13 protein-coding genes are annotated in these 14,250 nt (G+C 71.6%); 11 read left to right on the top strand and 2 right to left on the bottom strand.

Features of this window, described 5'->3' with window-relative positions:
- Window positions 1-7: 7 nt before the first annotated feature.
- The gene (locus G9272_RS15785) at window positions 8-1,288 is read right to left on the bottom strand and encodes an MFS transporter (protein WP_171397176.1); all 1,281 of its coding nucleotides are present in this window, start codon (window positions 1,286-1,288) and stop codon (window positions 8-10) included.
- 183 nt (window positions 1,289-1,471) lie between these two features.
- On the bottom strand, window positions 1,472-2,254 hold the full coding sequence (locus tag G9272_RS15780) for an IclR family transcriptional regulator (protein ID WP_171397175.1): 783 nt from the start codon (window positions 2,252-2,254) through the stop codon (window positions 1,472-1,474).
- Between the two features lie 116 nt (window positions 2,255-2,370).
- On the opposite strand from G9272_RS15780, the gene G9272_RS15775 reads away from it, so the two are divergent.
- From G9272_RS15775 to G9272_RS15725, 11 genes are all read left to right on the top strand, one after another.
- Complete coding sequence (locus G9272_RS15775) at window positions 2,371-3,309, top strand: 5-dehydro-4-deoxyglucarate dehydratase (protein ID WP_171397174.1); 939 nt, start codon at window positions 2,371-2,373, stop codon at window positions 3,307-3,309.
- A complete protein-coding gene (locus tag G9272_RS15770) occupies window positions 3,306-4,595 on the top strand; it encodes a glucarate dehydratase family protein (RefSeq protein ID WP_171397173.1) in 1,290 nt (429 codons plus the stop codon). Before G9272_RS15775 ends, G9272_RS15770 begins: the two co-directional genes overlap by 4 nt.
- Before the next feature lie 181 nt (window positions 4,596-4,776).
- Window positions 4,777-5,958 carry a carbohydrate kinase family protein gene (locus tag G9272_RS15765; protein ID WP_171397172.1) on the top strand — a complete coding sequence of 394 codons (1,182 nt, stop codon included), beginning with the start codon at window positions 4,777-4,779 and terminating at the stop codon, window positions 5,956-5,958.
- Window positions 5,959-6,117: 159 nt separating this feature from the next.
- On the top strand, window positions 6,118-8,256 hold the full coding sequence (locus tag G9272_RS15760; protein ID WP_171397171.1) for a PhoH family protein: 2,139 nt from the start codon (window positions 6,118-6,120) through the stop codon (window positions 8,254-8,256).
- Window positions 8,257-8,269: 13 nt separating this feature from the next.
- On the top strand, window positions 8,270-8,767 hold the full coding sequence (ybeY, locus tag G9272_RS15755; RefSeq protein WP_020127737.1) for an rRNA maturation RNase YbeY: 498 nt from the start codon (window positions 8,270-8,272) through the stop codon (window positions 8,765-8,767).
- Window positions 8,764-10,071 carry a hemolysin family protein gene (locus tag G9272_RS15750; protein WP_171397170.1) on the top strand — a complete coding sequence of 436 codons (1,308 nt, stop codon included), beginning with the start codon at window positions 8,764-8,766 and terminating at the stop codon, window positions 10,069-10,071. The genes ybeY and G9272_RS15750 overlap by 4 nt, the downstream gene beginning before the upstream one ends.
- A gap of 12 nt (window positions 10,072-10,083) precedes the next feature.
- Window positions 10,084-10,443 carry an MmcQ/YjbR family DNA-binding protein gene (locus G9272_RS15745; protein ID WP_171397169.1) on the top strand — a complete coding sequence of 120 codons (360 nt, stop codon included), beginning with the start codon at window positions 10,084-10,086 and terminating at the stop codon, window positions 10,441-10,443.
- Window positions 10,444-10,497: 54 nt separating this feature from the next.
- Window positions 10,498-10,851, top strand: a complete 354-nt coding sequence (locus tag G9272_RS15740; RefSeq protein WP_171397168.1) for a cytidine deaminase — start codon at window positions 10,498-10,500, stop codon at window positions 10,849-10,851.
- Between the two features lie 261 nt (window positions 10,852-11,112).
- Window positions 11,113-11,589: a hypothetical protein gene (locus G9272_RS15735; RefSeq protein ID WP_057600003.1), complete on the top strand. Its 477-nt coding sequence runs from the start codon at window positions 11,113-11,115 to the stop codon at window positions 11,587-11,589.
- 171 nt (window positions 11,590-11,760) lie between these two features.
- Entirely contained in the window at window positions 11,761-13,101 is a 1,341-nt protein-coding gene (locus G9272_RS15730; protein ID WP_171397167.1) for a beta-xylosidase, read from the top strand.
- A 145-nt stretch (window positions 13,102-13,246) separates the two neighbouring features.
- Window positions 13,247-14,248 carry a WxL protein peptidoglycan domain-containing protein gene (locus G9272_RS15725; protein WP_171397166.1) on the top strand — a complete coding sequence of 334 codons (1,002 nt, stop codon included), beginning with the start codon at window positions 13,247-13,249 and terminating at the stop codon, window positions 14,246-14,248.
- Window positions 14,249-14,250 lie beyond the last annotated feature (2 nt).

Here is a 14,250-nt window from a genome sequence, read left to right as displayed (position 1 = left end):
GGCGGCCTCAGTCACCGGACCCCGGCGCGGCACCCGCCCGTCGGGGTCCGGCGGTGCCGTACGCGTCCCGGACGGGTACCGCCGAGCCCTCCACCGCGATCTCCACCACCTGCGGCTCCGGGGTGCCGCCCCGCCGTCGGACCGAGCCCGCGAACTGCGGGCCGCCGCCCGTGCGCAGGGCGACGGCGGTCATCGGCACCGCGACGACGAGCAGCCCGGCCCCCAGCAGCAGGCCCATCACCGGGAATCCGGCCCACGCCGACAGCACGCTCCCGGTCAGCGGCCCCGCCGCCGTCCCCAGCGAAGACGCCGACCCGACCAGCACCGCCCAACGGCCGCGCGGGTCGAGCGAGGCGGCCAGTCCGATCAGGTACGACAGCACGATCGGGTAGAGCGTGTTCCAGGCGATCTCACCGGCCGCGAAGCTCACCGGCCCGGTCGCCGAGGCGCTGGCGACGACACAGCCGGCGATCAGGACGGTCCCGGCGCCGATGGGCACCGCCCGCCCGAGCCGCGCCCCGAGCGCCCCCGCGCCCAGCACTCCGGTGAGCCCGGCTCCCAGCGCCACCGCGAAGACGACGCCGACGCCGGCCTCGGTGAGGTGCGCCTGGGTCAGGCCGATGCGTCCGCTGACACCCCAGAGCGAGTTCTGGACCAGCGACCAGCAGGGCATGGCGGCGGCCAGCACGAGTCCGGCCCGCAGCCGGGGCAGCCGAGACCGGTCCTCGCGGCGGGTGCGGACCGGGGCCGCCCGGCCGGGCAGACGCCCCGTCAGCGGCCAGACGGCGAGCGCGGTGAGGGCGATCGCCGCCAGCGGCTGACCGTGCCCCGCGCCCAGGTGCGGCACCGTCAGATAGACGACGCCTGCGAGCGCGGAGACCCCGAGCAGGCCCGCCGTGGAGACGCGGTGCGGGTCGGGATGGGCGGCGATCCGGGTGGCGGCGACTGTGGTGACCGTTCCTGAGCCGAAGCCGCCGAGGACGGCGCCCGCGACCACGGCGGTCACCTCACCGGCGAGGGCGGCACCGCCGTAGCCGAGCACGGCGAGGAGCAGTCCGATCCGGGCGAGGGTCCGGGCCCCGATCCGCTCCACGCGGGAGGCGAGCAGGAACCCGGCGGAGGCCGAACCGAGCAGCAGCGCACTGCCGACGGCTCCGGCCTCGGTGGCGGACAGCGGCAGCCCGGCGTCCAGTCGGCCGACCACGGTCGGCAGCAGATAGGGGGCGAGGTACCCGGCCGTGAACAGGGCGACGACGGGCCAGGGCAGGGTGGTGCGAGGGGCGAACACGGGCGTTCCAGGGCATGCGAAAGGGACGGCTCGGAAGGGCCGGAGGAGGGGTGGGGCGCCGACCGTCGACGGACAGGAACGCGCGGGCAATTTGTATCAAGCACGCGGTTCGAGATGAAGGGCAGGGTGGGTGATGTGGATCACCATGCGTTTGGGGCGGGGGAGGCCGGGTAGCGGCAGGCGCTAACGCCAGTCGGCGGCGCCGCCGGAACCCGGTGCCGTCGCCTCGATCCTCGCCCTGATCTCCCGCATCACCGCGACGATCCGCTCCTCGTGCTCCGGCGTCAGCCGGGCCACCGGCACCGAGCAACTGACCGCGTCCTGCGCGGGGGTGTCGTAGCGCAGCGCGAACCCGAACCCGACGATGCCGAGGACGCCCTCCTCGCGGTCCACGGAGTACCCGCGCGCCCGCACTCCGGCGAGGTCGGCGAGCAGCGCCTGCCGGCTGGTGCGGGAGTGGGGGGTGAACGCCTCGTACGGCCCCTCGGGGAGCTCGCCGTCCGGCCGCTGCGCCAGCAGCGCCTTGCCGAGCGCGCCGACGTGCGCCGGGAGCCGCCGCCCGACCCGGCTGATCGTGCGCAGGTACTCGTGCGACTCGCGCGTCGCCAGATACGCCACGCCGCGGCCGTCCAGCCGGCCCAGGTGGATCGTCTCGCCCAACGCCTCGGACGCCTCGTCGAGGTAGGGCCGCACCAGCCGCACGCGCGGGTCGGAGTCGAGATAGCTGGTGCCGGTCAGCAGGGCGTGGATGCCGATGCCGTACAGGGATCCGGTCACGTCCGTGCGCACCCAGCCCCGGCTGATCAGGGTCTGGAGCAGTGCGTACATCGAGCTGCGCGGTACCCCCAGCTCGTCCGCCAGCTCCTGGAGCCGCGCCGGCCGGTCGCCGCGCGCCGCGAGCAGTTCCAGCAGCTCGACCGTGCGTGCCGCGGACTTCACCTCGCGGACGCCGCCTGTCTCCGACATGTGCCGATCGTAAGGGTGTGCGGGTCGGGGGGCGCACGCCCATTGACGGTCGACGTTCGCGTATCTAACCTCCATCTTCATACGTGGATGACGTCTACATAGGGAGATGACCGAGGGTGAGCCTCGACAGGGAAACGGTCCGACGCCTGCGGGACGGCATGGCACAGGGGGTGCTGTCCTTCCCGCTCACGAGCTTCCACGACGACGGCTCCCTCGACGCCGACGGCTTCCGCGCGCATGTCGCGGACCGGATCGCGACCGCACCCGGTGCCGTCTTCCCCGCCTGCGGCACCGGCGAGTTCTTCTCCCTCGACGAGGACGAGTACCGGCAGGTCGTCACGATCGCCGTCGAGGAGGCGGGCGGCCGCCTGCCCGTCGTCGCCGGGGTCGGCTACGGCTGGGCCCAGGCCGCCCGGTTCGCGCGCATCGCGGAAGAGGCCGGCGCCGACGCCCTCCTCGTCCTGCCGCACTACCTCGTCGCCGCCCCGCAGGACGGCCTCGTCGCCCAGCTGGAGGAGCTCGCCGCCCGCACCCGGCTGCCCCTCATCGCCTACCAGCGCGGCCAGGTCACCTTCACCGCCGCCTCGCTGCGGCGCGTCGCCGCCATCCCGGGCGTCATCGGCCTCAAGGACGGCCACAGCGACCTCGACCGCCTCCAGCGGCTCACCCTCGCCGCCCCCGACGGCTTCCTCTTCTTCAACGGCGCCGCCACCGCCGAGATCCAGGCCCGCGCCTACGCCACCGTGGGCGTCCCCGCCTACTCCTCCGCCGTCCACGCCTTCGCCCCGGAGATCGCGAACGCCTTCTTCACCGCGCTGCGCGACGGCGACGACAAGATGGTGGACCGGCTGCTGCGCGACTTCTACGTCCCGCTCGTCGAACTCCGCGACCGGGTGCCGGGATACGCCGTGTCCCTGGTGAAGGCGGCGGCCCGGCTGCGCGGCCGCCCCGTCGGGCCGGTCCGCGCCCCGCTCACCGACCCCTCGCCCACCGACCTCGCCGATCTCAGGGCCCTCCTGAGCGCCGGCCTCGACCTCGTAGGAGCCGCGCTGTGAACCTCACGATCACCGACGTCCGCCTGACCCCGATCCTGGTCGCCGACCCGCCGCTGCTCAACACCCAGGGCGTGCACCAGCCGTACACGCCCCGGCTGATCGTGGAAGTCGAGACGGCGGACGGGGTCACGGGCGTCGGCGAGACGTACGGCGACACCAAGTACCTGGAACTGGCCCGCCCGTTCGCCGAGAAGCTCCACGGCCGCCCGGTGAGCGACCTGAACGGCCTGTTCACCATCGCCGACGAGGTGGCCGTCGACAGCTCCCGGGTCTCCGGGCAGGTGGACGTCGGCGGGCTGCGCGGCGTCCAGACCGCCGACAAGCTGCGGCTGTCCGTCGTCTCCGCCTTCGAGGTCGCCTGCCTCGACGCCCTCGGCAAGGCGCTCGGCCTGCCCGTGCACACGCTGCTCGGCGGCAAGGTGCGCGACGCGGTCGAATACAGCGCCTACCTCTTCTACAAGTGGGCCGATCACCCCGAGGGCGTCCCCGCGGAGAAGGACGACTGGGGCGCCGCTGTCGACCCGGCCGGGGTGGTCGAGCAGGCCCGGCGCTTCAAGGAGCGCTACGGCTTCACCTCCTTCAAGCTCAAGGGCGGTGTCTTCCCGCCGGACGAGGAGATCGCCGCCGTACGCGCACTGGCCGAGGCGTTCCCCGGCCACCCCTTGCGCCTGGACCCCAACGGCGCCTGGTCCGTGGCGACTTCACTCAAGGTGGCCGACGAGATCGGCGGCATCCTCGAATACCTGGAGGACCCGGCCCTCGGCACCCCGGCCATGGCCGAGGTGGCCGCGAAGACCGACGTGCCGCTCGCCACCAACATGTGCGTGACGACGTTCGCCGAGATCAAGGAGGCGTTCATTCGCGACGCCGTCCAGGTCGTCCTCTCCGACCACCACTACTGGGGCGGACTGCGCAACACCCGGCAACTCGCCGAGATCTGCCGGACGTTCGGCGTCGGGATCTCCATGCACTCCAACACCCACCTGGGTATCTCGCTGGCCGCCATGACCCATGTGGCGTCCACCGTGCCGAACCTCCACCACGCCTGCGACTCCCACTACCCCTGGCAGTCGGAGGACGTCCTCACCGAACGCCTCACCTTCGACGACGGCAAGGTCACCGTGTCGGACGCGCCCGGCCTCGGCGTCGAACTCGACCGGGACAAGCTCCGGTTCCTGCACCGGCGCTGGCTCGACGACGACGGCGCCCTGCGCGAGCGCGACGACGCGGCGGCCATGCGCCTGGCCGACCCCGACTGGGTCACCCCGACCGTCCCCCGCTGGTGACGCGGCAGTCCCGGCCACGTCGGGTGGGAAACGGCGGATGCCGGGCCACCTGAAGCCGCGGCCCGCCCGGGACCGGCACCGTACCGACGGGTAGGTGTTTCCGCCCCGCGTGTGACGGACGGGGTGTTGTCGGCGGTGTGGTGCACACTGGCCAGATCGGCACCACGTCAGGGAGCGCACCGTGACCGCGTCCAACGCGTCCACCGGAGAGGGACACCACCGCCAGACCGGCAAGGCCGGCCAGATCTGCCGGGCTGCCCGGGTCGACCCCCTGGCAGCCCGGCGCGCCCCCGACGACCCACCGTGGGACGTCTACCTCACCGGCACCGTCTTCCTCGACATCATCTTCACCGGGCTCGACTCCGCCCCGGTGCGCGGGACCGAGTCCTGGGCGCGCGGAATGGGCTCGAGCCCCGGCGGGGTCGCCAACATGGCCACCGCGCTCGCCCGGCTCGGCCTGCGCACCTCCCTCGCGGCCGCCTTCGGGGACGACCACTACGGCGAGTACTGCTGGGACGCCCTCGAACAGGGCGAGGGCATCGACCTCAGCGCCTCGCGCTCCGTCCCCGGCTGGCACTCGCCGGTCACCGTCTCCATGGCCTACGAGGGCGAGCGGACCATGGTCTCGCACGGCCACGAACCGCCCGTCGAGGCCATGCTGACGCAGGAAGGGTCGCCCGAGCACCCGCCGCACGCCCGCGCCGCCGTCGCCTCCCTCACCCCCGGCAAGCCCGCCCCCTGGATCGAGCGGGCCGCCGGTCGCGGCACCCGTATCTTCGCCGACGTGGGCTGGGACGACACCGGTGCCTGGGACCTGGCCGGCCTCACCGACCTGGCGCACTGCGAGGCCTTCCTGCCGAACGCGGAGGAGGCCATGCGCTACACCGGCGCCACCTGTCCCCGCGCCGCCGCCCACGCCCTCACCGAGCACGTACCGCTCGCGGTCGTGACCCTCGGTGCGGAGGGCGCCTACGCCGTGGACCGGCGCACCGGCGAGTCCGCCGAGGTCCCGGCCATCGCCGTCGAGGCCCTCGACCCCACCGGCGCGGGGGACGTCTTCGTGGCCGGCTTCGTCACCGGCACGCTGGCCGACTGGCCGCTCGCCGACCGCCTCGCCTTCGCCGGCCTCACCGCGGCCCTCTCCGTGCAGGAGTTCGGCGGCTCGCTCTCCGCTCCCGGCTGGTCCGAGATCGCGGCCTGGTGGCGCAGGGTCCAGTCGGTCGAGAGCCAGGACCCCGAGGCGCTGCTGAGGTACGCGTTCCTGGACGGCCTGCTCCCGACGCTGCTCCCGGCGGCGGAGGAGGCCACCCCGTGGCCGCTGCGCAGAGCGGTGCCGACGATCGGTTTCGGCCGCTCGGCATAGTCGCCGGACGCGGTCGCCGGAACCGCCGCCGGACCCGCCGCCGGACCCGGAAAAGCCCTACGGCGTTGTCAGTCCCCTGGCGTACCCTTGAACTCGCCAGGCCGCCCTTGTGGCAGGCGAGACGCATCCGGGAGGACGTAGAGGCCTTCGGGCCGGCCTATGACTCAGACACCCACAGCTCACACGCCCGCGCAGGGCAAGGCGAGAGCACAGTTCACCGTTCCCGCCCAGCACCCCATGGTGACGGTGCTGGGATCCGGAGACTCCCTCCTGCGCGTGATAGAGACGGCCTTCCCGGCGGCTGACATCCATGTCCGGGGCAATGAGATCAGCGCGGTCGGCGAGCCACGGGAAGTCGCTCTCGTCCAGCGCCTGTTCGACGAGATGATGCTGGTGCTCCGCACCGGGCAGCCGATGACGGAGGACGCAGTGGAACGCTCGATCGCCATGCTGCGGGCGAGTGAGAACGGGACGAGTGACGGCCAGGAGACCCCGGCCGAGGTTCTGACCCAGAACATCCTGTCCTCGCGCGGTCGCACCATCAGACCCAAGACCCTCAACCAGAAGCGGTACGTCGACGCGATCGACAAGCACACGATCGTCTTCGGCATCGGCCCGGCCGGTACCGGCAAGACCTACCTGGCCATGGCCAAGGCGGTCCAGGCCCTCCAGTCCAAGCAGGTCAACCGCATCATCCTGACCCGCCCGGCGGTCGAGGCGGGGGAGCGGCTCGGCTTCCTCCCGGGCACGCTGTACGAGAAGATCGACCCCTACCTGCGCCCGCTGTACGACGCGCTGCACGACATGCTGGACCCGGACTCGATCCCGAAGCTGATGGCGGCGGGGACCATCGAGGTGGCGCCGCTGGCGTACATGAGGGGTCGCGCGCAGCCGATCTTCACGAACGTCCTGACGCCGGACGGCTGGCGCCCCATCGGCGACCTTCAGGTCGGGGACCTGGTCATCGGCTCGAACGGTGAGCCCACTCCGGTCCTCGGTGTCTATCCGCAGGGTGAGAAGGACATCTACCGCGTCACCGCCCAGGACGGCTCCTGGACTCTGTGTTGCGGTGAGCACCTGTGGACCGTCCGGACGCGCGACGACAAGCGCCGCGACCAACCGTGGCGGGTCCTGGAGACCCAGGAGATGATCGGGAACCTGCGCGCGGCACATGCTCGCCGGTACGAGTTGCCGTTGCTCACGGCGCCGGTTTGTTTCCCCGAGCGTGAGGTCCCCATGGACCCGTACGCGCTGGGGCTGCTGCTGGGCGACGGGTGCCTCACCGGTTCCACGACGCCGTCCTTCGCGACGGAGGACGCGGAGCTGGCCCAGGCACTGGAAGGCGCGCTTCCCGGTGTCGCGGTGCGGCACAAGAGTGGACCTGACTACGTCCTCAACCGGATCAAGTCTCCCGGTGATGTGATCACCCTGGAGAACCCCGTGACGCGGGTCCTGCGCGAACTGGACCTGCTGCGTACCCGGTCGCACACCAAGTTCGTCCCTGACGACTACCTGTACAACTCGGCCGAGGTGCGACTGGCTGTGCTGCAGGGCCTGCTCGACTCCGACGGCGGTCCCGTGACGCAGAAGGACCGCACCTGCCGGATCCAGTACACGACGACGTCGATTCTGCTCCGCGACGACGTGATTTCGCTCGTGCAGTCGTTGGGCGGTGTCGCGTACACCCGCCGCAGGGCTGCCGAAGACCGCGAGCCGGGTTTTGCAAGGGGTAGGGAGGTCGAACACCGGTACGACAGTCACATCATCGACATCCGCCTCCCCGAAGGCATCGAGCCCTTCCGTCTCGCCCGCAAGCGTGACAAGTACCTTGCTGCCGGGGGCGGCGGGCGCCCGATGCGTTTCATCGACAGCATCGAGCCGGCAGGCAATGAGGAGACCGTCTGCATCCAGGTGGCCGCCGAGGACTCCCTCTACGTCACCCAGGACCATCTGCTCACGCACAACACGCTGAACGACGCCTTCATCATCCTGGACGAGGCCCAGAACACGAGCCCCGAGCAGATGAAGATGTTCCTCACCCGGCTCGGCTTCGACTCGAAGATCGTGATCACGGGTGACGTGACCCAGGTCGACCTGCCGAACGGCACGAAGTCGGGTCTGCGGCAGGTTCAGGACATCCTGGAGGGACTCGACGACGTCCACTTCTCCCGCCTGTCGTCGCAGGACGTCGTCCGGCACAAGCTCGTCGGCCGTATCGTCGACGCGTACGAGCAGTACGACAGCGAGAACGGTACGGAGAACGGCACCCACAAGGGCGGCCGTAACAAGCGGAAGTAGACAAGCCAGCACCATGTCGATCGACGTCAACAACGAGTCCGGAACCGAGGTCGACGAGCAGGCGATCCTCGACATCGCCCGCTACGCGCTCGCGCGGATGCGCATCCACCCGCTCTCCGAACTCTCGGTGATCGTCGTGGACACCGATGCCATGGAGCAGTTGCACATCCAGTGGATGGACCTGCCGGGGCCGACGGACGTCATGTCCTTCCCGATGGACGAGCTGCGTCCGCCGTCGAAGGACGACGACGAGCCCCCGCAGGGCCTCCTCGGCGACATCGTGCTGTGCCCCGAGGTCGCCGCCCGGCAGGGCACGGAGGCGCCGACGCAGCACTCCATGGACGAGGAGCTCCAACTGCTCACCGTCCACGGGGTGCTGCACCTGCTGGGCTACGACCACGAGGAGCCCGACGAGAAGGCCGAGATGTTCGGTCTCCAGGCCGCCATCGTCGACGGCTGGCGTGCGGAGAAGGGCCTCACCGGCCCGTCCCCGGCCCCGACCGTCTCATGACTCCCACCCTCGTCGCCGGCGCGATCGCCCTGGTCGTCGTCGCCTGGCTCGCCGCCTGCGCGGAGGCGGGCCTCGCGCGCGTGTCCAGCTTCCGCGCCGAGGAGGCCGTACGTTCCGGCCGGCGGGGCAGTGCCAAGCTCGCGCAGATCGCCGCCGACCCCACCCGCTATCTGAACGTGGCGCTGCTGGTCCGCGTCGCCTGCGAGATGGCGGCCGCCGCGCTGGTCACCTACGCCTGCCTCCAGGAGATCGACGGCACGACCCCGGCCCTGTTCGCGGCGATCGGCGTGATGGTCCTCGTCTCGTACGTCGCCGTGGGCGTCTCCCCGCGCACGATCGGCCGCCAGCACCCGCTGAACACCGCGACGGCGGCCGCGTACGTGCTGCTCCCGCTGGCGCGGATCATGGGCCCGATCCCGTCGCTCCTGATCCTCATCGGCAACGCGCTGACCCCCGGCAAGGGCTTCCGCCGGGGCCCCTTCGCCTCCGAGGCGGAGCTGCGCGCGCTGGTCGACCTCGCCGAGAAGGAGTCCCTGATCGAGGACGACGAGCGCCGCATGGTGCACTCCGTCTTCGAACTCGGCGACACCCTCGTGCGCGAGGTCATGGTCCCGAGGACCGACCTCGTCGTCATCGAGCGGTACAAGACCATCCGCCAGGCGCTGACCCTCGCCCTGCGCTCCGGTTTCTCCCGCATACCGGTGACCGGGGAGAACGAGGACGACATCGTCGGCATCGTGTATCTGAAGGACCTGGTCCGCAAGACGCACATCAACCGGGACGCCGAGGGCGAGCTGGTGTCGACGGCGATGCGGCCCGCCGCCTTCGTGCCCGACACCAAGAACGCCGGTGACCTGCTGCGGGAGATGCAGCAGGACCGCAACCACGTCGCCGTCGTCATCGACGAGTACGGCGGCACGGCCGGCATCGTCACCATCGAGGACATCCTCGAGGAGATCGTCGGCGAGATCACCGACGAGTACGACCGTGAACTCCCGCCGGTGGAGGAGCTCGGCGACGACCGTCACCGGGTCACCGCCCGCCTCGACATCACCGACCTCGGCGAGCTGTACGGCATCGAGGAGTACGACGACGAGGACGTGGAGACCGTCGGCGGGCTGCTCGCCAAGGCGCTGGGCCGGGTGCCCATCGCCGGGGCGTCGAGCGTGGTCGACCTGCCGGACGGGCGCGCGCTGCGGCTGACGGCGGAGGCCGCGGCCGGCCGCCGGAACAAGATCGTCACGGTGCTGGTGGAGCCGGTGGAAGCGGCGGACCGGCCACAGGACGAGACGAAACCGGAGTGACGGAGTGACGGAGTGACACCTCAGGAACTGCGCGCCTTGTGCCTCTCCTTCAACGCGGCGGTGGAGGACTTCCCCTTCCGGCCGGAGGTCTCGGTCTTCAAGGTCGGCGGCAAGCTGTTCGCCCTGACCACCCTGGACGCGCGGCCCCTGACGGTGAACCTCAAGTGCGACCCGGACGACGCGGTGCGGCTGCGCGGGGAGCACGAGGGGCTGATCGTCCCCGGGTATCACATGAACAAGCGGCACTGGAACACGGTGACGGTCGACGGAGAGCTCCCGGACCGGCTGGTCCGGGAGCTCGTCGAGGACTCCTACGACCTGGTGGTCGCCGGTCTGCCGCGGGCCGAACGGCTGCGGCTCGACCGTCCCTGAGCCCGTCCCGCGGCCGCGTGACCGGGCCCGGTCGGTTCTTCGTATGCTCGGGGCATGACCGACAGCAACGCGCTCGACCCCGAGGACCGCAAGATCGTCACCCTGGCCCGTTCCGCGCGGGCCCGCAACGGTGTACCCGAGGGGGCCGCCGTACGGGACGAGACGGGACGTACGTATGTCGCGGGGACGGTGGATCTGCCGTCGCTGCGGTTGAGCGCGCTCCGGACGGCGGTGGCGATGGCGGTGGCCTCGGGGGCGGAGTCGCTGGAGGCGGCGGCGGTGGTGACCGCGTCGGAGGCGGCCGCCGAGGCCGATCTGGCCGCCGTACGGGATCTCGGCGGGGCGGGGACCCCGGTGCTGCTCGCCTCGCCGGACGGGACCGTTCGGCTCACCGTCACGGCGGGCTGAGGGCAGTCGGAAGCAGCCCGAAGCGGTCCACGGGGGGTCGGCAGGTCGGCGGCCCGAGGTAGGCCGGAATTCAACCTTGCCGTTCTCGTATCGCCCGCGCATCAATGGAACCGCAAGTTCCGACGGACCGTCAGATCTGGACGTCAGATCTTCACCCGGGCAGGGTGTCCGCACCCATCCCTCCCGGGCGGTGGCCCGTCGGCATCTCCCGTCCATCCACCCCCCACATGGATTCCCGTACTCGGGAAGGGAGCGGATCCCATGAGAGGCAAGCGAATCGGATCAGGTGCGGCAATGCTGGTCGGGGCCCTCGCGGTCACCGGACTGGCCCTCGCGCCCTCGGCTGTCGCCGTCACCCCGCTGACGGCGACCGTCACCGCCAACTGCGGTCTCTTCGGAGGCGGCGCAGCCACCCTCACGGCCACCCAGACGGGCACGGCCGCCACCCTCAAACTGTCGTCCACCGCCATCACCGCGCCGATCCCGATCGGCGCGAACAGCATCAGTTCCACGCTCACGATGGCGAACTCGACCGGTGCCGCCAGGGTCTTCTCCGGCGCCGTGAACCCCGCCATGGCCACCGGCGACCCGATCACGGTCGGTCCGCTCAACGGGACCGTGGCCTCCGGTGACAGCCTGAACTTCTACGGCGGCTCCCTGAAGATGGTCGTCTTCGGGATCACCGTCACCTGTACGGCGAACGCGGCGCAGGCGCCGGGCCCGTTCGTGTTCAGCTGATAGCGGTTGGAAACCGAGCCGACAGGCCGTCAGTTCTCCTGCTGCGTCAGGAAGCTGACGGCCCATCAGTTCATCACGTGATGTCCATTGACTTCTCACGCGATCCGCACCTCAATGCCCCCTGTCGGCGCAGAAGAGCCGCTGCGCCCGCACCCTGGAGGAGGGGGCAACATGGGTTCACCCCGAAGTTCCGGAAGCACCCGAGGTTCCCGAAGACGGCGCTGGGCGTCGCTGCTCGGGGCGACCGCGCTCGCGGTCACCGTCGGCGGGGCGCTGGCGGCCCCGGCCGTCGCCGCGTCCAACGTCGACTTCGCCACGCACTGCATCCCGCCGGCGATCGCGGGCCTCCCGCCGATCGACGGCACCACCACCGCGAAGATCACGGCGGACCCCACGAATCCCAAGGTCGGCGACGTCGTCACCGTCACCTACACGGTGGTCGCGCCCGCCGCGAGCAACCCCACCGACCTGGCCCTGCCCGCCGACATCATGACGCCGACCGGCAAGGTCGTCCTCGGTGGGGCGATGACCGGCACCGTCACGGTCACGGGGCCGAGGAAGAACGACCCGGTGCCCGGCAAGGGCGTCTTCCCGTCGTTCTCCATGACCGGCACGTTCACGGTCACCGCCCCCGGCGAGATCACGCTTTCGCCCGGTGACTACAACATCCACACCAGCTACATCCTGGAGCTGGACACCCCCTGCACGGTGACCAACCCGCCCGCCCCGGTGTCGGAGACCGTCACCGCCGCCGACAACCCGCCGGCCAACACCCGTGCGATCTCGCTGGGTTCGGCCTCCGGGAGTCCGGGCGCGGCCGTCGCCGTCACCGGCAGCGGCTTCACCGCGGGCGCGACCGTCACGCTGGCCGGGCGTTCCGCGTCCGCCCAGACCGCGGACACGGCGACCGTGACCGCGGACGCGCAGGGCGGCATCTCCGGCTCGCTCGTCGTCAGCGATCTCACCACGACCGGTGTCGTGGCGTACGAGGGCGGCGCGTGGAGCTCGGACCTCGGTGCCGGGCCGGTCGCGTACGTCGTCATCGACGACCAGCCCGTACCGGAGGGCAGCCAGAAGGTGACCACCACGGTCCGGGCGGGCACGCTGTCGATGTCCCAGGCCGGGGACGCCGTCCAGCTGTCCGCGGTCGACTTCGGCCAGGGCGGGGCCTCGACCGGCGCGCTCCGGACGGTGACGGTCAAGGACTTCCGCGGCGGACCCGCGGGCTGGTCCCTGACCGCCAAGGTCACCGACTTCAGCGGCCCCGGCGCCAAGATCGACGCCGGCAAGCTGAGCTGGACACCCGCGTGCACCACCAAGGCGGGCAGCCCGAGCATCTGTCAGGCCGGTTCGGCGGGCACGGTCGGCGCCTCAGGGGCGACCCTGGCGTCCACGCCCGACGGTACGGCCACCGGCGGCGAGTTCACCGCCGACGCCCAACTCTCCCTCGACGTACCGTCGTTCACGCCTCCGGGCAGCTACGCCGGCGTCCTGACCCTCACGCTCACCTGAGCGTACGCATCACGTCCACCGGTGGCCGGGCGCCCGCCCCACAGGTCCGCACCCGCCCGTCCACCCAGCCGTCGAAGCCCGTTTCGTCGAAGCCCGTTCGTCGGGGCCCGCCAGCCGGGGCCCGTTCGCTGGGGGGTCCGCACCCATGCGCAAGCCGTACGTCCTCCTCCTGCCGCTGCTGTTGTTCCTGACGCTCGCGACCCCCGCCCGCGCCGCCGACAACGGCAGCTGGTCGGTCTACCCCGTCTCCTCGGCCGTCGCCGCGCGGCCCTACTTCTATGTCTCCGCCGATCCCGGCCGGACGATCGAGGACAAGGTCGTCGTCGCCAACAAGACGGACGAGCCCCTCACCTTCCGGCTGTACGCGGCCGACGCCTACAACACCGCGCGCGACGGCGGGTTCGCCGTGAAGTCGCTCGGCGAGAAGATGCGCGGCGTCGGCGCGTGGGCCGAGCTGCCGAAGGACCGGGTCACCGTGCCCGGCCGCGCGACGGTCACCGTGCCGTTCACGGTCCGGGTGCCCGAGGGCGCCGAGCCCGGCGACCATCCGGGGGCGATCGTCGCCCTCGACGAACGGGTCGAGCAGGGCGACGGCGGGGTCGCGCTGGGCGTCCAGCGGGCCGTCGGCGCCCGCGTCTACCTCCAGGTCGGCGGGCCCACGCTGCCCGCGCTCGCCGTCGAGAACGTCAGGATCAGCCACGACCAGCCGCTGATCCCCGGCCTCGGCGACAGCACGGCGACGATCTCCTACACCCTGCACAACACCGGCAACGTCACCCTCGCGCCGAAGGTGGAGCTGAAGGCGAGCGGCCTGTTCGGCCGTACCCTCCTGACCCGGGATCTGAAGAAGCTCCCCTCCCAGCTCCTCCCGGGCCAACGCGTCCGCCTCACCGAACGCTGGCGCGACGCCCCCCAGCTCGACTGGACCGACGTCGAACTGACGGCGACCGCCAAGGGCACCGAGGAGTCGGCGAAAGCGTCCTTCGTGGCGGTGCCGTGGCTGGTGGTGGGGGTCGTGGTGGCAGCGATCGCAGCAGGGGTATGGCTGGTGATCAGGCTCCGGCGCAACCCCCTGGGAGCGCGGGGAACTGCGCGACAAGCCCCCACAGACCCGCAGTCGAAAGTCGGCCAACCCGCCGGAGGCTGACG

The sequence above is a fragment of the Streptomyces asoensis genome (assembly GCF_013085465.1).
Lineage (GTDB): Bacteria > Actinomycetota > Actinomycetes > Streptomycetales > Streptomycetaceae > Streptomyces > Streptomyces cacaoi_A.
This window is presented reverse-complemented; position numbering and strand designations above follow the sequence as displayed.

Coding starts and splice junctions, on each gene's coding strand:
- G9272_RS15735 (WP_057600003.1), top strand. CDS start 11,113: ATGAGAGGCAAGCGAATCGGATCAGGTGCGGCAATGCTGGTCGGGGCC.
- G9272_RS15750 (WP_171397170.1), top strand. CDS start 8,764: ATGACTCCCACCCTCGTCGCCGGCGCGATCGCCCTGGTCGTCGTCGCC.
- G9272_RS15760 (WP_171397171.1), top strand. CDS start 6,118: ATGACTCAGACACCCACAGCTCACACGCCCGCGCAGGGCAAGGCGAGA.
- G9272_RS15725 (WP_171397166.1), top strand. CDS start 13,247: ATGCGCAAGCCGTACGTCCTCCTCCTGCCGCTGCTGTTGTTCCTGACG.
- G9272_RS15780 (WP_171397175.1), bottom strand. CDS start 2,254: ATGTCGGAGACAGGCGGCGTCCGCGAGGTGAAGTCCGCGGCACGCACG.
- G9272_RS15730 (WP_171397167.1), top strand. CDS start 11,761: ATGGGTTCACCCCGAAGTTCCGGAAGCACCCGAGGTTCCCGAAGACGG.
- G9272_RS15740 (WP_171397168.1), top strand. CDS start 10,498: ATGACCGACAGCAACGCGCTCGACCCCGAGGACCGCAAGATCGTCACC.
- ybeY (WP_020127737.1), top strand. CDS start 8,270: ATGTCGATCGACGTCAACAACGAGTCCGGAACCGAGGTCGACGAGCAG.